The organism is Paracoccus alkanivorans (assembly GCF_003697785.1).
Classification (GTDB): Bacteria; Pseudomonadota; Alphaproteobacteria; order Rhodobacterales; family Rhodobacteraceae; genus Paracoccus; species Paracoccus alkanivorans.
In genome coordinates this window covers 143,970-163,352 of sequence record NZ_QOKZ01000003.1, presented here as the reverse complement: position 1 = coordinate 163,352, position 19,383 = coordinate 143,970, and the positions used below count along the sequence as shown (strand labels likewise).

32 protein-coding genes and 1 tRNA gene are annotated in these 19,383 nt (G+C 60.5%); 26 read left to right on the top strand and 7 right to left on the bottom strand.

Translation table 11 applies throughout. From position 1 onward, the window contains the following. A complete protein-coding gene (gene hisA, locus C9E81_RS09015; RefSeq protein WP_122111998.1) occupies nt 1-717 on the bottom strand; it encodes a 1-(5-phosphoribosyl)-5-[(5-phosphoribosylamino)methylideneamino]imidazole-4-carboxamide isomerase in 717 nt (238 codons plus the stop codon). A 138-nt stretch (nt 718-855) separates the two neighbouring features. Here hisA and C9E81_RS09010 point away from each other — a divergent pair, with 138 nt between their 5' ends. The 20 genes from C9E81_RS09010 to C9E81_RS08915 all read left to right on the top strand — a co-directional run bounded on the left by C9E81_RS09010 (nt 856) and on the right by C9E81_RS08915 (nt 14,688). Then, the gene (locus tag C9E81_RS09010; RefSeq protein WP_122111997.1) at nt 856-1,239 is read left to right on the top strand and encodes a DUF2147 domain-containing protein; all 384 of its coding nucleotides are present in this window, start codon (nt 856-858) and stop codon (nt 1,237-1,239) included. A 291-nt stretch (nt 1,240-1,530) separates the two neighbouring features. Continuing rightward, a complete protein-coding gene (locus C9E81_RS23300) occupies nt 1,531-2,037 on the top strand; it encodes a hypothetical protein (RefSeq protein ID WP_243698585.1) in 507 nt (168 codons plus the stop codon). Beyond that, nucleotides 2,037-3,113 carry a bifunctional DNA primase/polymerase gene (locus tag C9E81_RS09000; RefSeq protein ID WP_122111996.1) on the top strand — a complete coding sequence of 359 codons (1,077 nt, stop codon included), beginning with the start codon at nt 2,037-2,039 and terminating at the stop codon, nt 3,111-3,113. Before C9E81_RS23300 ends, C9E81_RS09000 begins: the two co-directional genes overlap by 1 nt. After that, nucleotides 3,110-3,430 carry a hypothetical protein gene (locus C9E81_RS08995; RefSeq protein WP_122111995.1) on the top strand — a complete coding sequence of 107 codons (321 nt, stop codon included), beginning with the start codon at nt 3,110-3,112 and terminating at the stop codon, nt 3,428-3,430. The genes C9E81_RS09000 and C9E81_RS08995 overlap by 4 nt, the downstream gene beginning before the upstream one ends. A gap of 40 nt (nt 3,431-3,470) precedes the next feature. After that, on the top strand, nt 3,471-3,731 hold the full coding sequence (locus tag C9E81_RS08990) for a MerR family transcriptional regulator (protein WP_243698584.1): 261 nt from the start codon (nt 3,471-3,473) through the stop codon (nt 3,729-3,731). 56 nt (nt 3,732-3,787) lie between these two features. Next, complete coding sequence (locus C9E81_RS08985; protein ID WP_341802633.1) at nt 3,788-4,996, top strand: phage portal protein; 1,209 nt, start codon at nt 3,788-3,790, stop codon at nt 4,994-4,996. Continuing rightward, nucleotides 4,983-5,372, top strand: coding sequence for a hypothetical protein (locus tag C9E81_RS08980; RefSeq protein WP_122111994.1), 390 nt, complete (start codon nt 4,983-4,985; stop codon nt 5,370-5,372). The genes C9E81_RS08985 and C9E81_RS08980 overlap by 14 nt, the downstream gene beginning before the upstream one ends. Continuing rightward, nucleotides 5,369-6,904 (top strand): phage major capsid protein, encoded by a 1,536-nt coding sequence (locus C9E81_RS08975; RefSeq protein ID WP_122111993.1) that lies wholly within the window; start codon nt 5,369-5,371, stop codon nt 6,902-6,904. Before C9E81_RS08980 ends, C9E81_RS08975 begins: the two co-directional genes overlap by 4 nt. After that, nucleotides 6,904-7,263, top strand: coding sequence for an HNH endonuclease signature motif containing protein (locus C9E81_RS08970; RefSeq protein ID WP_122111992.1), 360 nt, complete (start codon nt 6,904-6,906; stop codon nt 7,261-7,263). Before C9E81_RS08975 ends, C9E81_RS08970 begins: the two co-directional genes overlap by 1 nt. Then, nucleotides 7,260-7,742, top strand: coding sequence for a hypothetical protein (locus C9E81_RS08965; protein ID WP_122111991.1), 483 nt, complete (start codon nt 7,260-7,262; stop codon nt 7,740-7,742). The genes C9E81_RS08970 and C9E81_RS08965 overlap by 4 nt, the downstream gene beginning before the upstream one ends. Beyond that, nucleotides 7,742-8,200, top strand: a complete 459-nt coding sequence (locus C9E81_RS08960; protein WP_122111990.1) for a hypothetical protein — start codon at nt 7,742-7,744, stop codon at nt 8,198-8,200. The genes C9E81_RS08965 and C9E81_RS08960 overlap by 1 nt, the downstream gene beginning before the upstream one ends. Then, nucleotides 8,197-8,505, top strand: coding sequence for a head-tail connector protein (locus tag C9E81_RS08955; protein WP_122111989.1), 309 nt, complete (start codon nt 8,197-8,199; stop codon nt 8,503-8,505). The genes C9E81_RS08960 and C9E81_RS08955 overlap by 4 nt, the downstream gene beginning before the upstream one ends. Then, a complete protein-coding gene (locus C9E81_RS08950) occupies nt 8,505-8,915 on the top strand; it encodes an HK97-gp10 family putative phage morphogenesis protein (RefSeq protein WP_122111988.1) in 411 nt (136 codons plus the stop codon). Before C9E81_RS08955 ends, C9E81_RS08950 begins: the two co-directional genes overlap by 1 nt. Further along, nucleotides 8,915-9,325 (top strand): DUF3168 domain-containing protein, encoded by a 411-nt coding sequence (locus tag C9E81_RS08945; RefSeq protein WP_122111987.1) that lies wholly within the window; start codon nt 8,915-8,917, stop codon nt 9,323-9,325. The genes C9E81_RS08950 and C9E81_RS08945 overlap by 1 nt, the downstream gene beginning before the upstream one ends. After that, the gene (locus C9E81_RS08940) at nt 9,322-9,639 is read left to right on the top strand and encodes a phage head closure protein (protein WP_122111986.1); all 318 of its coding nucleotides are present in this window, start codon (nt 9,322-9,324) and stop codon (nt 9,637-9,639) included. The genes C9E81_RS08945 and C9E81_RS08940 overlap by 4 nt, the downstream gene beginning before the upstream one ends. Beyond that, a complete protein-coding gene (locus C9E81_RS08935) occupies nt 9,636-10,016 on the top strand; it encodes a phage terminase small subunit P27 family (RefSeq protein ID WP_122111985.1) in 381 nt (126 codons plus the stop codon). The genes C9E81_RS08940 and C9E81_RS08935 overlap by 4 nt, the downstream gene beginning before the upstream one ends. Next, entirely contained in the window at nt 9,991-11,604 is a 1,614-nt protein-coding gene (locus C9E81_RS08930) for a terminase large subunit (RefSeq protein WP_122111984.1), read from the top strand. The genes C9E81_RS08935 and C9E81_RS08930 overlap by 26 nt, the downstream gene beginning before the upstream one ends. A gap of 9 nt (nt 11,605-11,613) precedes the next feature. Then, nucleotides 11,614-13,845 carry a tape measure protein gene (locus C9E81_RS08925; RefSeq protein WP_122111983.1) on the top strand — a complete coding sequence of 744 codons (2,232 nt, stop codon included), beginning with the start codon at nt 11,614-11,616 and terminating at the stop codon, nt 13,843-13,845. Beyond that, nucleotides 13,845-14,198 (top strand): phage tail assembly chaperone, encoded by a 354-nt coding sequence (locus C9E81_RS08920; protein WP_122111982.1) that lies wholly within the window; start codon nt 13,845-13,847, stop codon nt 14,196-14,198. The genes C9E81_RS08925 and C9E81_RS08920 overlap by 1 nt, the downstream gene beginning before the upstream one ends. 268 nt (nt 14,199-14,466) lie before the next feature. Next, nucleotides 14,467-14,688, top strand: coding sequence for a hypothetical protein (locus C9E81_RS08915; RefSeq protein ID WP_122111981.1), 222 nt, complete (start codon nt 14,467-14,469; stop codon nt 14,686-14,688). Nucleotides 14,689-14,758: 70 nt separating this feature from the next. Here C9E81_RS08915 and C9E81_RS08910 read toward each other — a convergent pair whose 3' ends face one another. From C9E81_RS08910 to C9E81_RS08895, 5 genes are all read right to left on the bottom strand, one after another. Further along, nucleotides 14,759-14,947 carry a hypothetical protein gene (locus C9E81_RS08910; protein WP_122111980.1) on the bottom strand — a complete coding sequence of 63 codons (189 nt, stop codon included), beginning with the start codon at nt 14,945-14,947 and terminating at the stop codon, nt 14,759-14,761. A gap of 60 nt (nt 14,948-15,007) precedes the next feature. Further along, entirely contained in the window at nt 15,008-15,505 is a 498-nt protein-coding gene (locus C9E81_RS22690; protein WP_147457579.1) for a hypothetical protein, read from the bottom strand. Nucleotides 15,506-15,575: 70 nt separating this feature from the next. Continuing rightward, on the bottom strand, nt 15,576-15,881 hold the full coding sequence (locus tag C9E81_RS08905) for a type II toxin-antitoxin system RelE family toxin (RefSeq protein WP_122111979.1): 306 nt from the start codon (nt 15,879-15,881) through the stop codon (nt 15,576-15,578). Continuing rightward, entirely contained in the window at nt 15,871-16,077 is a 207-nt protein-coding gene (locus tag C9E81_RS08900; RefSeq protein WP_122111978.1) for a hypothetical protein, read from the bottom strand. Before C9E81_RS08900 ends, C9E81_RS08905 begins: the two co-directional genes overlap by 11 nt. Before the next feature lie 98 nt (nt 16,078-16,175). Next, entirely contained in the window at nt 16,176-16,616 is a 441-nt protein-coding gene (locus tag C9E81_RS08895; protein ID WP_122111977.1) for a hypothetical protein, read from the bottom strand. Nucleotides 16,617-16,726: 110 nt separating this feature from the next. On the opposite strand from C9E81_RS08895, the gene C9E81_RS08890 reads away from it, so the two are divergent. The 6 genes from C9E81_RS08890 to C9E81_RS08865 are packed head-to-tail and all read left to right on the top strand — an operon-like array spanning nt 16,727 to nt 19,208. Next, nucleotides 16,727-16,873: an Arc family DNA-binding protein gene (locus C9E81_RS08890; RefSeq protein ID WP_122111976.1), complete on the top strand. Its 147-nt coding sequence runs from the start codon at nt 16,727-16,729 to the stop codon at nt 16,871-16,873. Nucleotides 16,874-16,886: 13 nt separating this feature from the next. Continuing rightward, the gene (locus C9E81_RS08885) at nt 16,887-17,189 is read left to right on the top strand and encodes a hypothetical protein (RefSeq protein ID WP_122111975.1); all 303 of its coding nucleotides are present in this window, start codon (nt 16,887-16,889) and stop codon (nt 17,187-17,189) included. Beyond that, on the top strand, nt 17,186-17,395 hold the full coding sequence (locus C9E81_RS08880) for a hypothetical protein (RefSeq protein ID WP_147457578.1): 210 nt from the start codon (nt 17,186-17,188) through the stop codon (nt 17,393-17,395). The genes C9E81_RS08885 and C9E81_RS08880 overlap by 4 nt, the downstream gene beginning before the upstream one ends. Then, nucleotides 17,392-17,901 (top strand): hypothetical protein, encoded by a 510-nt coding sequence (locus C9E81_RS08875; RefSeq protein ID WP_122111973.1) that lies wholly within the window; start codon nt 17,392-17,394, stop codon nt 17,899-17,901. Before C9E81_RS08880 ends, C9E81_RS08875 begins: the two co-directional genes overlap by 4 nt. A gap of 51 nt (nt 17,902-17,952) precedes the next feature. Then, nucleotides 17,953-18,162, top strand: a complete 210-nt coding sequence (locus C9E81_RS08870) for a hypothetical protein (RefSeq protein ID WP_122111972.1) — start codon at nt 17,953-17,955, stop codon at nt 18,160-18,162. Beyond that, nucleotides 18,159-19,208 (top strand): tyrosine-type recombinase/integrase, encoded by a 1,050-nt coding sequence (locus C9E81_RS08865; protein WP_122111971.1) that lies wholly within the window; start codon nt 18,159-18,161, stop codon nt 19,206-19,208. The genes C9E81_RS08870 and C9E81_RS08865 overlap by 4 nt, the downstream gene beginning before the upstream one ends. Nucleotides 19,209-19,291: 83 nt before the next feature. On the opposite strand, the gene C9E81_RS08860 is transcribed toward C9E81_RS08865, so the two are convergent. Then, nucleotides 19,292-19,375: transfer RNA gene (locus C9E81_RS08860), tRNA-Leu, on the bottom strand. Nucleotides 19,376-19,383 lie beyond the last annotated feature (8 nt).

The window sequence follows — 19,383 nt, the reverse complement described above, 5'->3', positions numbered from 1 at the left end:
TCAGCGCAGCGCCGCCAGCGCCTCGCCAAGGTCCAGTGCCCCATCATAGAGCGCGCGTCCGGAAATCGCACCGGCGATGACGCGGGTGGCGGCCAGCGCGGTCAGGTCGGCCAGTTTCGATACTCCGCCCGAGGCGATGACCGGGATGCTGACGGCCCGTGCCAACGCCTCGGTCGCCGGGATATTCGGCCCCTGCATCGCTCCGTCGCGATCGATATCGGTATAGATGATCGCGGCCACGCCCGCATCCTCAAACCGGCGGGCCAGATCGGCTGCCTTGAGGTTGGTTTCGGTCGCCCATCCCCGTGTCGCCACGCGGCCGGCGCGAGCATCGATGCCGACGGCGATCCGGCCGGGAAAGGCGTCCGCTGCTTCGCGCACCAGTTCGGGGTTCTCGACGGCGACCGTGCCGAGTATCACCCGCGTCAGCCCGCGTTCCAGCCAGATTTCGATAGTGGCCATGTCGCGGATGCCGCCGCCAAGCTGCGCAGGAATATCGATCGCGGCGAGAATCGCCTCCACCGCTGCCGCGTTCACCGGCTTGCCTTCGAATGCACCGTTCAGATCGACCAGATGCAGCCATTCGGCACCGGCATCCCGAAAGGCGCGTGCCTGTGCGGCCGGGTCCGAACCGAATACAGTCGCTGCGTCCATGTCGCCGCGCAACAGGCGCACGCAGTTGCCGTCTTTCAGATCGATGGCGGGATACAGGATCATTCTGTGTCTCTCAGTCGTCGCTTCGCGTCTCCTTTGCCATCTCGTTAACGAAAGGGAAAGGGTTTCACCTGACGTCATCCTTGCCTTGCCGATATTTTGGGGCACAAATTGGCAAAACTTATCCGGGGAGGAACGATAATGAGAAAACTGTTTGCCGCTGCCGCATTTCTGCTAGGCGCGACCGCAGCCGTGGCGGACCCGATCGAAGGAGTCTGGCAGACACAGCCGGACGAGGGCGCCTTTGCCCATGTGACGATTGCGCCTTGCGGCAGTGCCTTCTGCGGTGTGATCAGCCGCACATTCAAGGACAAGACCGAATATCAATCGCCCAATCTCGGTCGTCAGATCGTGATCGATATGGCTCCGGTGGGGGGCGGCAATTACGAAGGCAAGGTGTGGCGCCCTGCCAATAACAAGACCTATATGGGCAAGGCGAATGTCTCGGGCGACCGGATGAGCCTTTCAGGCTGTGTCGCGGGTGGCCTGCTGTGCAAGAGCCAGACCTGGGCTCGCATCCAGTGAAATCCGCCGGGGCCATGCCTGCGATGGCGGCTGGTTGTTGCCATGAAAAAGCCCGCCACAATGGGCGGGCTGACTGAAAACCTATGTTCCCTGCATGACCGAAGGCGCACCGGGATTAGAACTGCCTGAAAAGAAGCACAAGTGAAAGAATACCTGCTCTATATCCTCGGCATGTGACAGGCGTGTGAAGTCCGCTGCGACATGAGGATACCGGGTTTTCGAGAGGACCGGGAGGTTGCCGTCGGCACGTGAGAACGACGTCAGGCATGCGGAATTCAGGGGTGGGATCGCATGGCTGTCCGGATTGTCGGACGAGAAGATGAAGATTTGCGGTGGTACCCGAGGCCGGACTCGAACCGGCATGGATTGCTCCGGCGGGTTTTGAATTTACCCGAAAGTCAGGAAAAACAGTCGGATAAAGAAAATTCGCTACACGAACAAACCATAAACAAACAGCGAAAGTGTAGCGCCGGCAAATTCGCCAATAATCCTCCCGGGAAAAAAGAAAACCCGGCAGCGCTGGGGGGCGCTACCGAGTTAGAAGACATTCGTCGGAAGTCGGACGGATTATACATCTGGGGCGGCGCTATAGCAAGGTTGTCGCTGGCCGACAGCCTGAGCTTGAAGCCTCAAGGCTACTTTCGTATCGAGACCCGCTTCGGCGAAACCACCATCACCGTGCACCGCCCCGGAGAGCTTGAGCAGGTCATCATCTGCCTGTCTCCAGGCCACGCCAATCAGCTTCGTCAGGAACTCTCTGACGCCGGCATGTGCGGCCTCATCGAGGGGGCGCTGTGATGGGCATCTATGCACAACATGCCCCCATTTATGCGGCCGCGGGGCTGCCGGTTTTCCCGGTGGATGTCCGCAACAAGAAACCCGCGGTCAAGAACTGGCAGAACGCGACACCGAGGCAATCACGTGGCTGGGCAAGTTCTGCACGCCTTGCTGCGAATGACGGGCTGGGCATCGTCATGGGCAAGCCCTCGGGCATCACCGAGATTGACGTGGATGCGGTAGGTGATGCCTGGGTGACTGCGGCACTGGAACGCTTCGGGCAGACCCCGGTCGTGATCCGCACGGCATCCGGCAAGGCAAAGCTCTGGTATCGACATAATGGCGAGGGGCGGCATGTTCGCCCTTTCAATGGCCTGCCGATCGATGTGCTGGGCGGTGGCTTCACCATCGCCCCGCCGTCCTTCCGTGAAGACCTGGGCGCCTCTTACGCCTTCCGAACAGGCGGGATCGAGGACGTCTGCATTCTTCCGACCATCAAGGACGGCGCGCTGTCAGAGGGCTTTACCCGCGCCCCGGAGGCCGTCCAGCGCGGTGAGCGGAACGATAGCCTCTGGCGCTACTGTATGAGCCAAGCGCGTCACTGTGACGATGTGGAGGCTCTGATCGACGTAGCGCTGACCTGGACATCAGCATTCCCCGAACCGCTACCACCGCAAGAGGCCGAAGCCTGCGCCCGATCCGCGTGGGGATATGAGACCACGGGCCGCAATTACCTCGGCTTGAAGAAACCGCAACTCACGAAAGGAGACAAGATTATGGATGATCTGTTGGACGCACCGAGAGCCTTGGTTCTGCTGCAAATGTTCCAGCGTTGGCACCGAACCCGTCCATTCTTCGCCATTGCCCCAAGGGCTATGAGTGAGGCTGGAACCCCGCCTTGGCCCCGCCGCCAGATCGAGCATGCCCGAGATGTATTGATGGATCGTGGTTATATCGTTGAGGTGATACCGCCCCGGCGCGGCGTCAGCGCAGGCCATTATCGTCTCGCAGATGAAATGCCCAAATCTGCCCATAATCATAATACATTCCCCCCCTCACATATAGGTGCTGTATCTCTGGTGGAGGTGAGCCAGTGACCGACATCACCATCACCAAGCTCACCCGCATTAACGGTGGCCAGTGGAGCAAGCACGGCAATCGACTGGTCGCGATGTTCTCGGCCAATGTCGCAGGGCTATCGATGCACGGATGCATCTTGCTGGAGAGCCAGGACGGACTGTTCAAGGCGAACGGGCCCCGCGGCGTGAACCGGAAGGGTTGGCAGATCAGCACGCATATCGCGGATCGGGAATTGCAGCGGGCACTCACCGAGGAAGCCGTAGCGATCTACAGGCAGGCATGCCGATTGCCCGGCGGCAGGTTCGAGGCACCCGGGGGTGGTCGTCAACTTTAGCGATCCTCTGGGGACCGGCGCGGGGAGGCACGCGCGAGATATGACCGAATTGGAGTTTTTGAAAATGGTTCGCAACAACGAGCAGACGAACGACAATCCGCCTTTGGATCGCTGGCGCGTGGACGAGGTGCTGGAGCCTGACCGGAACCTCTGGGGGCTTCCCGAGATCGCCCAGGTGGCCGGGGTGAGTGTTGACACGGTGCGGCGATGGTATCAGAAAACGGATGCGCCGATCAGCAAACCCGGCGGGCGGTATTTCTCGACCCGAGCGGCGCTCAAATCCTGGCTCTGTGCTAGATAAACCTATGTTTTGCAAGGTTTTGCCACCTGCCGCGTTGATTCGTGGCAGGTTATTTTATGGCCATGAAGATCTGGCCATTCTCCCGCAAGGCGGCAACGCCCGAAACCAAGTCGCTCGCGTCACCTGATGCGGCGATCGAAGCCATGTTCGGCCTCACCCCGACTTCCACCGGCATCGTCGTTTCTTCGCAAGCTGCCCTTCGGGTGCCGGTCGTCGCCAATGCCATCCAGCTGATCTCGGAAGCCGTCGCCTCGCTCGATGTGCACGTGAAGCGCATCGATGGCGGGGTGGAGATGGACGTGCCGGATCATCCGGTTCTCGGCCTTCTGCGCGATGAGGCGAACGAATGGACGAGCGGCTTTGAACTGATCCGCCAGATCGTCGTGGATGCACTCATGCAGGATGCCGGCGGCATGGTCTGGGTCAATCGCGTCGGCGACGAGCCCCGCGAGCTGATCCGCTATCGCCCCGGCGTGCTGACCTTCGATCTGGACGTGGATACCGGCGAACGTCGCTACTGCCTCGCCAGCCGTCCGACGCCAGCGCGCGATATCATCCACCTGCTGCCGCCTCTTGGCCGTGCCCCGCTGACACTGGCGAGGGAAGCCATCGGCATCGCTGTTGCGCTGGACCGCCACGCCGGGCGCCTGTTCACCCGTGGCGCACGTCCGTCCGGGGCGCTGAAATTCCCGAAAGGCATGGGCGAGGAAAGCGTGAAGAAGGCCCGTGCCGCTTGGCGGGCTACGCATGAGGGCGAGGATACCGGCGGGCAAACCGCGATCCTCTATGACGGCGCCGAATTCGAATCGTTCACCTTCAACTCGACCGATGCGCAGTTTCTTGAAAACCGGCGGTTCCAGATCGAGGAAATCGCCCGCGCCTTCAACATTCCCGCCCCGATGGTCGGCGACCTGTCCCGCGCGACATGGTCGAACAGCGAACAGAAGGGACGCGAATTCCTGAGCTACACGCTTGAGCCGTGGCTGCGGGGGCTGGAGGGTGCGCTGCGTCGGGCGCTGTTCTCGGACAATGAACGCCAGACCCATGTCATTCGCTTCGATCGCGATGACCTGACCCGAGCTGATCTGTCCACCCGCGCCACCGTCATTAACTCGCTGATCTCCAGCCAGACGATCAACGCTAACGAGGGCCGGGAATGGCTCGGCCTGCCGCCACGTGCCGGCGGGGATGAATACCTCAACCCGAACATTACCGGCACCGCAAACCCAGAAACAGATACCGGGAATACCGATGCAACTGAATGACATTATCGCCGATGCGCAGGATCAGGATCGGGGCCGCGACTTCGATCTGGTCGATCCTGTCACCGGAAAACCCATTGGAATCAGCCTGCGGATCGCGGGACCGGACAGCGCCACACAGGCCCGTGCCCGGCTCCAGATGGTGGATGATCTGGCCGAGATGGCCGACGAGACAGGCCGGGTATCCGCCGCCATGCGCGAGAAAGCCCGGATCAATTCACTCGCTCGCTGTGTCCTTGGCTGGGATGTCAAAGAGGACGGCGAACCCGTTCCCTTCAACCATGCCAATGTCGTGCGGTTCCTGCGGGCGGCGACCTGGGTACAGGCGCAGGTTGATGCCTTCGCGTCCGACCGGGCAGCTTTCCGGGGGCAGTCATGAGCCAGATCGAATGCAAGGCACAGTTCAGCGTCGATGAAGCCGGCGCCGTCGAGGGCTTGGCTTGGCCCTTCGGCTCGCCGGATCGCGTCGGCGACGTGATCGAGCGCGGGGCATTCCGCAAGGCGCTGCCCCCGATCCCCATGCTGGCCACGCATGACCAGAAAGACACCGTGGGCGTCTGGGACGAGATCCACGAGACCGATGAGGGGCTGGTCGTCAAGGGGCGGCTTCTCATCAACGAAGTGCAGCGTGCGGCAGAGGTTCGCTCGCTGATCCAGGCGGGCGCGCTTCGCGGCCTGTCGATCGGCTTTGCATCCCGCAAGGCCCTGCCGCGCAAGGGCGGCGGTCGCACGATCAGCGACCTTGAACTTCTCGAAATCAGCGTTGTCGCGGTGCCAGCGCACCCCGGCGCGCGCATCGTTACAGCAAAGGATCATACGATGACCGAAGAAACCGAAAACACATTGGAGCTTAAGCTCGATGCGTCCGAATTCAAAAAGGAAATGGATGCAATCGAGAAGAAGTTCGAAAAGTTCGATACGGCCCCGCTGGTGGCCCGGCTCGACAAGCTGGAAGCCAAGATGAACCGCCCCGGCGACTTCAAGGCGGAGGACGAGCCGAGCGAAGAGCACAAGGCGTTCATCAGTTACCTGCAGGGCCGGGACTATGACCGCAAGGCGCTGACCACCACCAGCGACACGACCGATCACATCCTTGCCCCCGAGGATATGCAAACGGACTTTATCCGCAACCTGGTGGAGTTCTCGCCGATCCGGGGCATCGCGGAGGTTCGCTCGACCACCTCGGGCAGTGTGATCCTGCCGAAGCGGACCGGCGTAACGAATGCAGTCTGGGTTGACGAAACCACGGCCCGCACCGGCAGCCAACCGGCCTTCGACCAGGCGAAAATCGCGATCAAGGAAATCGCCACCTATGTCGATATCTCGCTGCAACTGGCCGAGGACAGCGCCAATGTCCTGTCCGAGGTGAACATGGCCCTGGCCGAGGACTTCGGGCAGAAAGAGGCACTTGCCTTTGTCGAGGGCGATGGCGTTCTGGAACCTTCGGGCTTCATGACGGATGCGAATATCACCTCGACCGTCGCCGCCAGCGGCACCTTGCTGGATCCCGACGAGCTGATTGCGATGGTCTACTCGCTGCCGGCAACCTACCGCAATGCCGGCACCTGGGTCATGAATGGCAGCACGCTGGCCGCGATCCGCACCTTGAAAGATGGTGATGGCCGCTACCTCTGGCAACCGTCCTATCAGGCGGGACAGCCGGAAACGATCCTCGGGCGTCCGGTGGTCGAGGCGGTGGACATGCCGGATATCGGCCTGAGTGCCGAGCCGATCATCTTCGGTGACTTCCGGCGCGGCTATCGCATCTATGACCGCCTGTCGCTGTCGATCCTCGCCGATCCCTACACGCAGCGGGTTAACGGGTTGATCCGTTACCATGCCCGTCGCCGTGTCGGTGCCGCGGTGGTTCGCCCGGATGCGTTCCGCAAGCTTGAGATGGCGGCAGCCTGATGCCGGTCTGCGCGCCTCGCATATGCTCTTGTGGCAAGGTGGTGCCTTCGGGCGCCATCTGCCCCTGCGTGGCGAAGCGCGCGGCCGAGCGGAAGGCCCGCTTCGACAAGACCCGGCCCAATAGCAGCCAGCGCGGATATACCGGTGCATGGGAAAAAGCCCGCAAGGCGTTTCTCGCCCGTTACCCGCGCTGCGCCTACTGCGGCGCCCCGGCTGCCGTGGTCGATCACCAAACCCCGCATAGAGGCGACCGGACCCTGTTCTGGGACAAGGCGAACTGGCAGCCCCTCTGCACCCCCTGTCATTCCGGCGCGAAGCAACGCGAAGAGCGCCGCCAATATAGAAAGGTCATCCAATGACGATCTATGCAACCAATGGCGCGAAGCTCTTTATCGGCGGCGTGCTGGCATCGAAATCCACCGACTTCGTGGAGGCCGATTTTACCGCCCAAAGCTGGGTCGAGATCGGCGAGGTCGAAGCCCTTGGCTCTGTCGGTGATACCTCGACCGAGATCACCTTCGACAGCATCACCGCCAACCGCACGCGCCGCCTGAAAGGCACCCGCAATGCCGGTGCAATGGAGGTGGTCGCGGGCATCGATTATGGCGACGCGGGCCAGATCGCCCTCCTGGCAGCCGAAAAGACCATCCATGACTATGCCTTCAAGCTGGAGTTGAACGACGCCCCCGAGGGTGGAACCCCTTCGGAGCGCTATTTCATCGCCAAGGTCGGCACCGCCGTCGAGGCGCTGGAAACGGCCAACAATGTCATGAAGCTGAATGCCACGCTCTGGGTCAATTCCAACGTGGTCAAGGTCGATGCGGCACCGGGTATCTGATGCTGTATCCGACTGCCGGTTCCCGTCTCTACATCGCTGACGCCCCGACCGACCGGAACGGGGCGATCAGTGGTGCCTGGGTTGAGATCGGCGAGACCGAAGCCCTGGGCGGGCTTGGCGTTGAATGGGCGGCCGACGAGGCCGAAGTGTCTGATGGCTGCGGACTGAATGACAGCTTCTACGTGGAGACGGCCAAGCGATCGCGGCGTGCGACGCCGATGCAGATCATTCTCGGCAATGTTCCAACTGATCCGGGACAGATCATTCTCTGGAAGGCCGCGAAGTCGGAATTGTTCCACCCTTTCCGGCTGGTGTTTCCCGATGGCGGCGTGAGCCGGCGATGGCTGGCCCTGGTCGTGTCGCTGGTCGAGGTCTTCGATACGGCAAACGCGGTGATGAAGCTCCAGGCCACCCTGATCCCCACGCACAACATAATTCGTAGCGAGGCCCCGTCATGATCGTCACATTCGAAGAACTGATGGCACAGGCCGGGCTCACACTGGATGCCCCGGCAGAGGATCAGACCCTGCTGCAACAGAAGGGTGACGCGGCCCAGAACCATGTCGAACGGCTTCTGGGCTTCAAGATCGAAGAGATGTTCGGTGGCGTGGATCAGGACCCGATCCCCCAAGCCCTGAAAGAGGCGGTGCTGCAGCTGGCAGTGTGGTGGTTCGAGAACCGCGAGGGGATCGAGAGCCGGGACGAGGCGCTGCCCTTCGGCGTCTCGGACATCGTCAACGAATATCGGGACTGGAGCTTCTGATGGCGGATGATGGCGGGTTGTCGAGTTTCCAGAAGCGCATGAATGCGATCCCGCGCGAGGTTCGCAAGGCGGTCGAGCCTGCGCTGATGAAATCGGCTTACGAAATTCAGGACCGCATGGAACAGCTTGCCCCCGAGGATACCGGCGATCTGGTGGGTAGCATTGCCGTCACGGGGCCGGGACAGGCGACACCCCCATATAGCCAGCCCGGCGGCTCCACGGTTGTTCCCGAGAATGCCGCCATGATCACGGTAGGAAATACCGATGTCCGCTATGCCCATCTGGTCGAATACGGCACCATCAAATCCGCCGCCGTTCCTTTCTTCTGGCCAGGCTTCCGGCTTGGCCGCAAGCGCGCAACCAACCTGATCAAACGTGCCATCGGAAAAGCGATCAAGGAGGCGCGATAATGGAACATGAAGTGCAAATCGCTCTGCGGATGCGCCTGGTTGCCACCCCGGAACTGGTCGCACTGGTCCCGGCAGGAAATATCCTCGACACCAATCAGCGGCCCGCGCCATCGCCCTCGATTATCATGGGGGAAAGCCAGGCCGTGGATGAAGGCACCAGCCTGAAACGGTCGCATACCCGCATCTACCACACCCTGCACGTCTGGAAGAAGGAACCCTCGCTGAGCGGCGTCAGGGCGATCTGTGACAAAATACGGCTGGCCGTAAAACCGGCGCGGCTGGTCCTGCCGGAAGGTCTGCACTGTGCCGATCTGCTGGTTCAGTCGATGCGCTACCTGCGCGATCCGGACGGCGAGCATAGCCACGGCGTCGTCACCGTCGAGGCCCTGATCGTGGAGACAGCGGCATGAGATCGGGCAGGCTCACCGAGGAAATCACCATCGAGCGCGCAACCGTCACCGTGGACCCGGACGGCACCCCGGTTCAGAGTTGGGTGCATCTCGCCACGCTGCGCGCCGAGAAGGTCGAACAGTCCACGACCGAATATATCCGCAACTTTGGCGCCAGCGACGAAGAGGTGATCGTGTTCCGCGCCCGGTTCTTCGATGGCATCACCAATGCCGATCGCGTGGTCTGGAATGACGACCCGTTCAATATCAAGTCTGTCGCCCCGGTTGGCCGTCGCAAGGGCGTGGAAATGCGTTGCGTGAGGATGCCGGAATGAAGGGAACCAAGCCCGCTCTTGTGGTCGATAATATGTCCTACAGGCACAATATCCCGGCTCCTGACTGGCTGGCCAAGGACGCCCGCGCCGAATGGGACCGGGTGATGCCGGTGCTGACCGAACGGCGCATCCTGACCGATGCCGATCTGGGCGGGCTTGAAAATTACTGCATCTGCATCGGGCGCGTTCGAGAAACAGAGGCGCTTATTCAGGACGGGCAAGAACCGGACATGATGCTGAAACTGGCCCGGCTCCAAGATAAGGCGATGGCCTCGGCCCGCCAGCTTGCCGCCGAGCTTGGCCTGACCCCGGTTTCCCGGTCACGCCCCGCAATCAGGGAGGATGGTGACAATGAGCCAGACCCCCTCGACATCTAGCACCTTTCCCACATGGATCTATGACGGCAGCGAGATCCCCGATCCGCTTGGCTTTGGCGAGCGCGCCGTGACATTCCTGCGGATGCTGCGGCACCCGAAATCGGGCAAGGCGTTCCAGCTTGACCCGTGGCAGGAGCGGATCGTTCGCCGCATTTATGGCCCCCGGCATGAGGACGGCAGCCGGATCGTCAAGACCGCCGTCATCCTTGTCCCGCGCGGCAACCGCAAGACCTCGCTGGCTGCCGCGCTGGAGGCCCTGCATACCGTTGGCCCCGAACGGGTGAATGGTGGTGAGGTCATCACCGCCGCCTCGGATCGCAAACAGGCCCGTATCGCCTATGAGGAACTGCGCGGCCTGCTGACCTGCCATCCGAAGATCGCGCCGCATATCCGCACGCTGGATTATCGCAACCGCATCACCTACCCGAAATATCGCAGCTTCTGCGAGGCGATCAGCGCCGATGCCGGCACCCAGCACGGGCGCACGCCGGTCTTTGTTCTCGCCGACGAATTGCACGCCTGGAAAAAACGCGACCTCTGGGACGTGCTGCGATCCGGCCTTGTAAAAACCCCCGGTAGCCTGCTGGTCGTGGCGACCACGGCGGGGCGCGGCCAGGAAAACATCGCATGGGATATCGTGAACGATGCCCGCCGCGTGGCGCGCGGTGAGGTCGATGATCCGTCGATCCTGCCGGTGCTGTTCGAGGCCCCCGCCGATTGCGATTGGAAGGACGAGGAAATCTGGTTCCGGGTCAACCCCGGCCTGCGCCATGGCTATCCCGATATCGAGGGCCTGCGCCAGCTTGCCCGCGAGGGCGAACGGCGCATTGGCGATCGCGAAGCCTTCCGGCAGCTGAACCTGAACATCTGGCTGGATCATGCCACCGACCCGTTCGTGGAGATGGCGATCTATGACGAAGGCTCCGGCCCGGTCGATCTGGACGATCTGGAGGCCACACAGGCTGAGTGCTGGCTTGCGGTGGACCTGTCCAGCAATTCCGACCTGACCGTGATCCTGGCCTGCTGGCGCGACGGTGAGGATGGCTTCCAGGTCTGGCCGTGGTTCTTCTGCCCCGAGGACAATCTGCGCGGCAGGGAAGATTTATCCGGCCAGCCCTATACGGTCTGGGCACGTGAAGGGCAGATCACCGCTACCGAGGGCAATGTCGTGGACTTCCGGGCCGTCGAGGATCAGCTGCGCGAACTCTGCGCCCGGTTCAACGTGCAGGAGATCGCCTTCGACCCGCATCTGGCCCGCAACATGCTGAACAACCTGCTGGAGGATGGTTTCCCGGCAGTCGAGATGCGGCAGGGCTGGGCGACAATGGCCCCGGCGGTCAAGGAACTGGAGCGCGCCATCATAGGCCGGCGGTTCCGGCATGGCGGGCATCCGGTCTTGCGCTGGAACTTCTCGAATATCGAGGTGCGCACGGACCCGGCAGGCAACCGCACATTTCACAAGGGCAAGAGCCGCGACAAGATCGACGGCGCCGTGGCTGCCGCGATGGCCGTGGCCCGCTGCGCCGCCGACGAGGGCGCGATGGTCACGAAACAGGACTGGTTCACCGACGACATGTGGACGGCATAGGAGGCCGAAATGGCTGTAGACGAACGCCTTGTGGTGATGCTGGAAGCCCGCATTACCGAATTTGAAAAGCGGATGCGGCAGGCCGAGCAACGCGGCACCAAGACTTATACCGGCCTGCGGAACCGGTCCCGATCCGCCACCCGTGCGATGGAAGCCGATATGATCCGCTCCACCACGGCGATCAACCGGGCGCTGGCAACCACGGCGGCGCGCATCGGTGCCTTCGGTGCGGCCTTCGCTGTCGCGCGAGGGGTGCAGGGATACAACCGGCTTGCGGACGCGGCGACCTCGATGGCGAACAGCCTGCGCGTGGCCGGGCTTGAGGGCGGGGAGCTGACCCGCGTCTATGAGCGGCTGTTCGCATCGGCACAGCGGAACTCGACCCCGATCAATGCGCTGGTGGACCTCTATAGCAAGCTGTCCCTGACCCAGAACGAACTTGGCGTTTCCTCCGAGGAATTGCTGTCCTTCACCGACAATATCGCCGTTGCCCTCAAGGTGGCCGGGACCGACGCCACGGCTGCCAGCGGATCGCTCTTACAACTGTCCCAGGCGCTCGGGGGCGGGATCGTCCGGGCCGAGGAATTCAACTCCATCCTGGAAGGCACGCCCACGATCGCGCAGGCGGTCGCGCGGGGGCTGAAAGAGGCGAACGGCTCTGTGGCCGAGCTGCGCAAGCTGGTGGTTGGTGGCGAGGTATCCAGCAAGGCATTCTTCCGCGCCTTCGAGGTCGGATCGGTCGAATTGCAGCGGCAGGCCGAGAACTCGCAAACGACTGTCGGGCAGGCAATGACCCGGATCGGCAACAGCCTTGTGACCGTGGTCGGCGAGTTCGATCAGGCATCCGGCGCCAGTGCCGGGCTTGCCCGGATCCTCGGTGATCTCTCGAATGGGCTGGATCGTTTCGACGCCGCCGGCTTCGTCTCACAAATCCAATCCATCGCGGAGGCTTTCGGCGAGGCCGAGGAAGCTGCGGCAGGCTGGTTGCGGCAGATGGCCGAAGCCCAGACCTTCCGGGACCTGAACGAGGCCATGGGCATCACCGAGGGCGGACAGATCGTCAATCCCGATATCCGCGAGGCAGAGAAGAAGATCGACCTGCTGGAACGCGAGATTGAAACCCTACAAGCCAGCATCGAGAAAAACACCCAGCTCGGTTTCGACAATACCGACTCAATTGCCAGAATACGTGAGGTTCGAGCCGAATTGGCAGCCCTTCGAGCCGAGGCCGCGAGCCTGCCCCGCTTTGTCGCCGGGCTGCGGCCTGACGGGACGCCCGTTCATGACATGTCGGATACCGGCACAGGCATTACCAGCTATTCCCCGCCGCCCATGCCTGCGGATGCCGAGCCGGTCAGCACCGCAGATTTCCCGGCCGGTGGCACTGCTGGCGGTTCTGGCGGTGGTTCCCGGGGCAGGTCGGGACGTCGCGGTGGTGGTGGATCGAGCCGCCCGAAAGCCGATGACTATCAGCGCGAGGCCGAGGCGATCAAGAAGCGGACGCAAGCGTTGCAGATCGAAGCCGCCCAACTGGTCCTTGCCGCAACCGGTGAGCGTGACCTGGGCGATGCGATGGAGTTCGCCCGCACCAAGGCCGAGCTGCTGCACGCCGCGCAACAGGCCGGCAAGGAGATCACACCCGAACTGGAGGCCGAGATCGACCAGCTGGCCGAGAGCTACATGACGGCGGGCATGGAGGCCGAGGAAGCCGCCGACAAGATGCGCCAGATCGAGGAACAGAGCCAGCGCGGCAAGGATGCCCTGGCCGAGATGTTCGGATCGATCATCGACGGCTCGATGTCTGCCAAGGATGCGGTTCTGCAACTGCTGGCCGAGATCGCCAAGGTCCAGTTCATGAACGCGATCATGGGGATACCCGGCATGGGTGGCCTTGCCAGCGGGCTTGGTGGCCTGCTGACACCGCGTTTCGCCAAGGGTGGCATGCATAGCGGCGGCGTCCGGCTGGTGGGCGAGGAAGGCCCGGAGGTCGAGGCCACGGGCCCGGCGCGATACTGGACTGCCTCGCAGATGGCCAATGCCATGCAGGGAACCCCGCAGCCATCCGGCAAGCAGGATGTCGGCGTGCATGTCACGGTCGGCGTCGATGAGAGCGGCAACCTGCAAGCCTTCGTGGACAAGCGGGTGCAGGGCGGCGTTCAGGCCGGGATCAACCGATATGATCAGGGCTCATTCGGCCGGTTCACGCGCAACCAGAAAGAGTGGGGAAACAGGATCGCATGATGAGCAACTTGAAAACCAACCTCTGCAAGGCCCTGAAAGCCCATCTCACGGGCGGCAAGGCTCGCGTGCCCGATGGTGGCCGGGAGATGCTGGACGCCTTCCAGGCTCTGTCCCGTGCCCGCTCATGGCATCAACACGGCCCGAACCCGATCTCATGGGAGGCGATGGCCGCTTGGTCACAGCTCATGCGGGTGCCGATCGAGCCGCACCATGCCGAGATCATCATGGCCCTGGACAATGTCTGGCTGAACCACGCCATGCAGCGAAACAATGCCCCCGAGGGCGTCAAGAAGATCGCACCGATATCCGAGCAACCCCTGAGCGCGGCCTTGTTCGATGTCGCGGTGAGTTAGGGCTGATGCACCCGGCGGGGTTTCTCTGCTTCCCCCGCAAACGCATTGGGATCAGACGGTGAGTGCCCGGCTCAGGAAAGGCCAAACCCCGTCAAGGCGCGGCCTGTTCTCCTGCGGGCGTGGCGCAGACTGTCACGGCGTGAAACCGGGGGCAGTCATGGGCCGGGTGGCTGCGCTGCCCGGTCCTTGTTCAAGGTTTTGCTAGAACGAATCGGCAACGATACTGTATGTTGATCTCGGGAGGGCATACGCATCAACAGGAGCTACAATGGCGACGGTATTCTTTAGTGGCGGCGACACGGCAGAGATCACGGACGTGCAAGGCCACGATCCGAGGACGTTCATCATTCCGGCGGCGTCATACGGGACATTCGCGGAAGCGATGTCTCGTGGCGATACGCTGAAATTTGGCGAGGCGGGTGAAATTTACCTGCTCACGCAGATGCGGGGCGATCTCGGCAAAGCCGTCTTGCAAACAGTTCGGCGCTAAAGTGTCTTCACGGAAAAGCCCGCCAATCTAGGCGGGCTTCAATACAGCATTATTAGTGCTTTATAGAAAATCAAGCGCACTTTGCGAGTGATTTGGTGCTCTGCTCATAAGTGTCGTCCGACCCACCATTGGCGTTCGATCGCAGAACGGCTTGAATCTGAGCATTACCCATCCACCGCGCAGTTTGCGCAGCGTGGCGCTCAGCAGCATTCACCATCAGCTCAATCTGCTGATCGCGGTTAAGTGGGGGTGTGCTCATTTTGTCACTCCTGAAATGGCCGGCATTGGCCTACATAACCCTTCCATTGGCGTAAAGTTCCTATCCTTGGCGCTTCTCAAGCATCCAAACATGACTGCCTAGGTACTCATTCCCACGACCGCCAAAGTACCCTACGCCTCTCAAGGCCTTGCATATGTAACCATACTTCGTCAACGCTTTCTGCGGAAGATACGGCACAGATGTTACGAAAGTGATAACGCTGGGATCTGCTGCTCGCGCAACTTCAACTGCCATCGAACATATGCACTCAAGCACGGCAACGCGATCCTCATCCTTTAGAAACCTTTTTGTTGCTTCCCCATCATTTATCCACTCAGGTTCACTAAGTTCCGGATCATACACAACAATTCCGAACATCAATTCTAGCGTTCCGGCAGGAAGTTGTGGTTGCGAAATCAGTGTGACAACCGCGCTGTATACTTCCTCCGTATGATCATCTTGTCCGATCAATACACGTGCGATGTGCTCCTTGTCGTTCGCTAGTACGTTAACTCGCACGGGATCGTTTAAGAGTTGATCGGAAGGAATAAATGTCATGTGATTCGTCGTTGCGCAAATGTTAGGCGGAAATTCGCCTATTCGCCGCACAAAAGCAAGGCAAAACGGGCTATTCGTCTTCTGGTGGTAGGTAGAACCGTCCTGAGGCTTTCTCGTAAACGGCGCTTCGTTCTCTCTTGCCAACCGCAATAACGGCGACCACCAACCTGTCATCGAATACCTGATAGACCAGCCGCAGGCCGGGCTTTTTCAGCTTAATCTTGTAGCGATCCGGCTGTCCGCTGAGTTTGTCAGCTTCGACGCGCGGCTCTTCCAGGCGTTCGGCCAGCTTGCGCTTGAGGCGTTCGCGCACCGTTGCATCGAGTGCGCGCCATTCCTTGAGTGCTTTTTCATGGAAGTCTAAGTTATAGGTCATCCAGCGACACCCGAACGAAGGGGCCATCGGCCCGTTCATCGGCAATCGCGTTCAACCGAGCATCTTCGAGCGATTCGTCAATCGCTTCGATCGTGAGGTTAGCATACGTCGCACGCTTCACGCCGCCTATGCGACGCGATCTTACGGGGCGTTTCTGATGGCCGCCCGTGAAGTTCATTGCGAAACGCGTGGTCATGTTCATCCTCTCTATGAAACTCAATATAGCACGATGCATCGATTCTGCTAGGGGTAGGGCGAAGAGAGGTAACAGCCCTGTAACGTCAGGTCGTCAGACTAGAAGGGTATTTCCCTATGTCCACCGGCATAGGGGTTATTCTTATCTTTTTGCACCCACTCATTGCCTTTGTCGCCTATTATGACATAGCCGCTTTCAAATACTGTCGCTTTGTCATTGCTTTTCAAAGTGAAGGTTACCGACTCATCGCCAAAACTGAGCGCCGCCACGAGGGGGTGCCCTATGAGAACATCGCGGGCTGCCTCAGAAGCAATCTTAATTTGGCCAAGCTTGGCTAACAGTCGGTTGATGATGGAATCTATGTTGTCACGGCTTTTCAGGGCTTCATCGAGCAACCTACGCGCTGCCTCAACTTCGGACGACAAGCCCTTTTCACGCTGAAATTGCGTAATGCGTTCAACCATTTCAGCGGGCAGTGCATACACGCGCCGGACATTCTCATGTCCCGTGCTTTGTTCTTCGTCTGGTTCCTTCGCCATGAACTGCTCCTGTCATCTTGAGTGGAACAAGTACATTCACTCTTGATTGACATCAATTGCACATGTAATGTCACTTTGAAGTAACATTAATATACAATGGAGATAGGAACATGGAAGTGAAGACTTCATTTCCCCTTCGCTTGCCCGTCGATGTGAAGGCGTGGCTGGCGGAACAGGCTGCAAAGAACGGCAGCAGCCAGAACAGTGAAGTGATCCGCGCTGTCCGGGAACGGATGGAGCGGGCCGAAGCCCAGTGAAAGGAGAGGAAGGATGAAGATCATAGTCAACGAGCCGGAGGTTACGCGGCACCGCGTTTTCCGGATCTCTTACCGCGGTGAGCAGGGGCCCCGTATACCCCACGGCGCAATGGACAGGCTGGCGCTGTTCTCTGAGTGGACCGGCACGACGCCACCCGAGTTCATTCTTGCCGATCAGGGTGACGGCTGGACATTCAGCGACGAGCTGCTTGGCTACGCTGTCGAGACCGGCCTGAGCTTGGACTGGTTCTGGCTCGGCAACGAGAAGGAGCTGGTCATGACCGCGCACAACGCTGCGAAGGAGACACGGACATGAACTTGAGCATGTACAACTACATCGCCGAACAGCAAACCCTCGCAATGCGTCTGCATTATGTTCTGGACGCTGTTGAACGGCTCAATTCCGAAAACATCGCCGAGGAAGCGCAAAGGACGCTGATCGTTATCGCGGCGGAAATGGCGGCGTCGCTGAATGACAACTTGGACAGCGCCCGCCTGCCGAAAGAGGAGGCCGCAGCATGAGCCGGGAACTCATTCACAAGATCAACGATACTTCGGAACGGCTGGACGAGGCGCTTATGCAGGGCGAGTTGCTGCATGACGCGCTTGTTATGCTCTGCCGGGAATACCCGCATCTGAGTTACGGCGCCGACAAGATCACTGACATCATCCGGGATGTAGATAGCCAGCTTAGGGCTATCGCCGACGAGGTGCGGACGGTCCCGGACGAAACCCCAGTTGTGAAGAAATACCGAGAATACATGTCCGCGTACGCGATATTCGAGTCCGCCGCTGGTTCAGGCCAGGACGATCTGCCGCATTATGATACGTTGAGGCAGATCGAGATCGAGCTACACGCTCTGCCTTCCCTGACGGCGCAGGACATGGCAATCAAGATGGAGGTCGGCCACAGCTTCGGCGGTCATACCTGCCTTGATTATGATGGCGAGGCATGGGCCGAGGCTCGCGCTCTGGTCGCGGACATCGCATTGGGCGACACCGCCGCCAAGATAAAGGATGCCGCCTGACCCTGATCGCCCCGGCTTCGGTCGGGGCTTTTCCCAAGCAATAGGAAAACGATGGTTTCTTTGACCCCTATATCTGTTGGCGAGGTGAAAGCGGCAAAGCTTCTGGATTTGAAGCCTGCCGTTTTTCGCGCTGCTGTTGATGCGGGCCGACTACCGGACGGAATCGAACTGATCCCCGGCGAAAAACGGTGGTCGGTGGAGATGCTGCGTCGGATTGCCAATGGAGATGCCGCAAAGCCGGTGGATGAGTTCGAGCTATGAGAAAGCCTGATCTTCCCTATCTGGTCACGAAAGAGCGCAAGGGCGGCAAGGTCGAGCCGTATTTCCGCAAGACCTGGACTGTGGACGGCAAGCGCCGCGAGCGCTGGATACCCTTGCCGGAAGATATGGAAAGTCGGGAGTTCTTGGATGCCTATTGGGATATCCGCACCGGCAAAGCCGAGGCCGTGAAGCCCAAGGCGAGGGAAACATGGAACGAGTTGATCGTCGCTTACAAATCGTCGGCGAAATATCGGAAGCTCGCCGCCAGTACCAAGCCTGATTACGACCGGGTGATGAACGAGATCTCCGAGAAGAACGGCGGCAAGCCTGTGGCCTCTATGACCCGCAAGGCCGTCATGGCGATCCATGCGAAATATGCTGACACGCCCCGAAAGGCCGATCGTTATATCCAGATGATCCGATTGCTCATGAACTTCGCGAAGGATCAGCTTCGGTGGAAGATCGAGAATGTTGCCGACAAGATCGAATTGTATGGCCGGCAGCGGGAATATGAGGACTGGCCCGACTGGATGGTCGCCAAACTGCCCGAGGCCCCGGAGAAGGTGAGGACTGCCGCCGAGTTGATCCTCGGAACCGGCCAGAGGCCCAATGCAGCGATCAACATGCGCCGGGACCAGTTCGTCGGTGACGGGATGTTCGTTACGGATGAGAAGGGCAACGAGACATACGAGGTCTACTGCCCGGATGAGCTTCGAAACTATCTAGCAGAACTGCCCGTTCGCGGCGCCTACGTACTGGCCAAGAACCTTACCCAGCCTCTCGGATACGACTCAATTGAGAAGGCTTTCCGCGCGTGGCGCAAGACCCTCGGGGACCGGGCGCAGAAATATACCCTGCATGGACTTCGGAAGCTGGCCATCGTGCGCCTTGCCGAGGCCGACTGCACCGACGCACAGATCCAGGCAATCACCAATCAGAGCGCCGAAATGGTCGCGTACTATCGGAAACGGGCAAATCGGAAGCGGCTCTCAAAGGCCGCACATACCCGCAGATCGAGGGAAGAACAGCACGGAAATGGAACGTGAAAGTGTAGCAAGTGTGTGTAGCAAACCTAGAGCAGCAAAAGGGACTTATAATGCGGAATGCTGAAAACATCAATGAAATCAGTTGGTACCCGAGGCCGGACTCGAACCGGCATGGATTGCTCCGGCGGATTTTGAATCCGCTGCGTCTACCATTCCGCCACTCGGGCGCTGAAAA

What these genes read in the sequence shown, in the direction of transcription:
- C9E81_RS08970 (WP_122111992.1), top strand. Translation starts at nt 6,904, where the DNA reads ATGCCGGTCTGCGCGCCTCGCATATGCTCTTGTGGCAAGGTGGTGCCT.
- C9E81_RS08895 (WP_122111977.1), bottom strand. Translation starts at nt 16,616, where the DNA reads ATGGCGAAGGAACCAGACGAAGAACAAAGCACGGGACATGAGAATGTC.
- C9E81_RS08985 (WP_341802633.1), top strand. Translation starts at nt 3,788, where the DNA reads ATGGCCATGAAGATCTGGCCATTCTCCCGCAAGGCGGCAACGCCCGAA.
- C9E81_RS08890 (WP_122111976.1), top strand. Translation starts at nt 16,727, where the DNA reads ATGGAAGTGAAGACTTCATTTCCCCTTCGCTTGCCCGTCGATGTGAAG.
- C9E81_RS08925 (WP_122111983.1), top strand. Translation starts at nt 11,614, where the DNA reads ATGGCTGTAGACGAACGCCTTGTGGTGATGCTGGAAGCCCGCATTACC.
- C9E81_RS08920 (WP_122111982.1), top strand. Translation starts at nt 13,845, where the DNA reads ATGAGCAACTTGAAAACCAACCTCTGCAAGGCCCTGAAAGCCCATCTC.
- C9E81_RS09010 (WP_122111997.1), top strand. Translation starts at nt 856, where the DNA reads ATGAGAAAACTGTTTGCCGCTGCCGCATTTCTGCTAGGCGCGACCGCA.
- C9E81_RS08945 (WP_122111987.1), top strand. Translation starts at nt 8,915, where the DNA reads ATGGAACATGAAGTGCAAATCGCTCTGCGGATGCGCCTGGTTGCCACC.
- C9E81_RS08935 (WP_122111985.1), top strand. Translation starts at nt 9,636, where the DNA reads ATGAAGGGAACCAAGCCCGCTCTTGTGGTCGATAATATGTCCTACAGG.
- C9E81_RS08870 (WP_122111972.1), top strand. Translation starts at nt 17,953, where the DNA reads ATGGTTTCTTTGACCCCTATATCTGTTGGCGAGGTGAAAGCGGCAAAG.
- C9E81_RS08915 (WP_122111981.1), top strand. Translation starts at nt 14,467, where the DNA reads ATGGCGACGGTATTCTTTAGTGGCGGCGACACGGCAGAGATCACGGAC.
- C9E81_RS08975 (WP_122111993.1), top strand. Translation starts at nt 5,369, where the DNA reads ATGAGCCAGATCGAATGCAAGGCACAGTTCAGCGTCGATGAAGCCGGC.
- C9E81_RS08905 (WP_122111979.1), bottom strand. Translation starts at nt 15,881, where the DNA reads ATGACCTATAACTTAGACTTCCATGAAAAAGCACTCAAGGAATGGCGC.
- hisA (WP_122111998.1), bottom strand. Translation starts at nt 717, where the DNA reads ATGATCCTGTATCCCGCCATCGATCTGAAAGACGGCAACTGCGTGCGC.
- C9E81_RS23300 (WP_243698585.1), top strand. Translation starts at nt 1,531, where the DNA reads ATGGCTGTCCGGATTGTCGGACGAGAAGATGAAGATTTGCGGTGGTAC.
- C9E81_RS08950 (WP_122111988.1), top strand. Translation starts at nt 8,505, where the DNA reads ATGGCGGATGATGGCGGGTTGTCGAGTTTCCAGAAGCGCATGAATGCG.
- C9E81_RS08880 (WP_147457578.1), top strand. Translation starts at nt 17,186, where the DNA reads ATGAACTTGAGCATGTACAACTACATCGCCGAACAGCAAACCCTCGCA.
- C9E81_RS08910 (WP_122111980.1), bottom strand. Translation starts at nt 14,947, where the DNA reads ATGAGCACACCCCCACTTAACCGCGATCAGCAGATTGAGCTGATGGTG.
- C9E81_RS08980 (WP_122111994.1), top strand. Translation starts at nt 4,983, where the DNA reads ATGCAACTGAATGACATTATCGCCGATGCGCAGGATCAGGATCGGGGC.
- C9E81_RS08960 (WP_122111990.1), top strand. Translation starts at nt 7,742, where the DNA reads ATGCTGTATCCGACTGCCGGTTCCCGTCTCTACATCGCTGACGCCCCG.
- C9E81_RS08940 (WP_122111986.1), top strand. Translation starts at nt 9,322, where the DNA reads ATGAGATCGGGCAGGCTCACCGAGGAAATCACCATCGAGCGCGCAACC.
- C9E81_RS08900 (WP_122111978.1), bottom strand. Translation starts at nt 16,077, where the DNA reads ATGACCACGCGTTTCGCAATGAACTTCACGGGCGGCCATCAGAAACGC.
- C9E81_RS08930 (WP_122111984.1), top strand. Translation starts at nt 9,991, where the DNA reads ATGAGCCAGACCCCCTCGACATCTAGCACCTTTCCCACATGGATCTAT.
- C9E81_RS08965 (WP_122111991.1), top strand. Translation starts at nt 7,260, where the DNA reads ATGACGATCTATGCAACCAATGGCGCGAAGCTCTTTATCGGCGGCGTG.
- C9E81_RS08955 (WP_122111989.1), top strand. Translation starts at nt 8,197, where the DNA reads ATGATCGTCACATTCGAAGAACTGATGGCACAGGCCGGGCTCACACTG.
- C9E81_RS09000 (WP_122111996.1), top strand. Translation starts at nt 2,037, where the DNA reads ATGGGCATCTATGCACAACATGCCCCCATTTATGCGGCCGCGGGGCTG.
- C9E81_RS08865 (WP_122111971.1), top strand. Translation starts at nt 18,159, where the DNA reads ATGAGAAAGCCTGATCTTCCCTATCTGGTCACGAAAGAGCGCAAGGGC.
- C9E81_RS08875 (WP_122111973.1), top strand. Translation starts at nt 17,392, where the DNA reads ATGAGCCGGGAACTCATTCACAAGATCAACGATACTTCGGAACGGCTG.
- C9E81_RS08885 (WP_122111975.1), top strand. Translation starts at nt 16,887, where the DNA reads ATGAAGATCATAGTCAACGAGCCGGAGGTTACGCGGCACCGCGTTTTC.
- C9E81_RS08990 (WP_243698584.1), top strand. Translation starts at nt 3,471, where the DNA reads ATGACCGAATTGGAGTTTTTGAAAATGGTTCGCAACAACGAGCAGACG.
- C9E81_RS22690 (WP_147457579.1), bottom strand. Translation starts at nt 15,505, where the DNA reads ATGACATTTATTCCTTCCGATCAACTCTTAAACGATCCCGTGCGAGTT.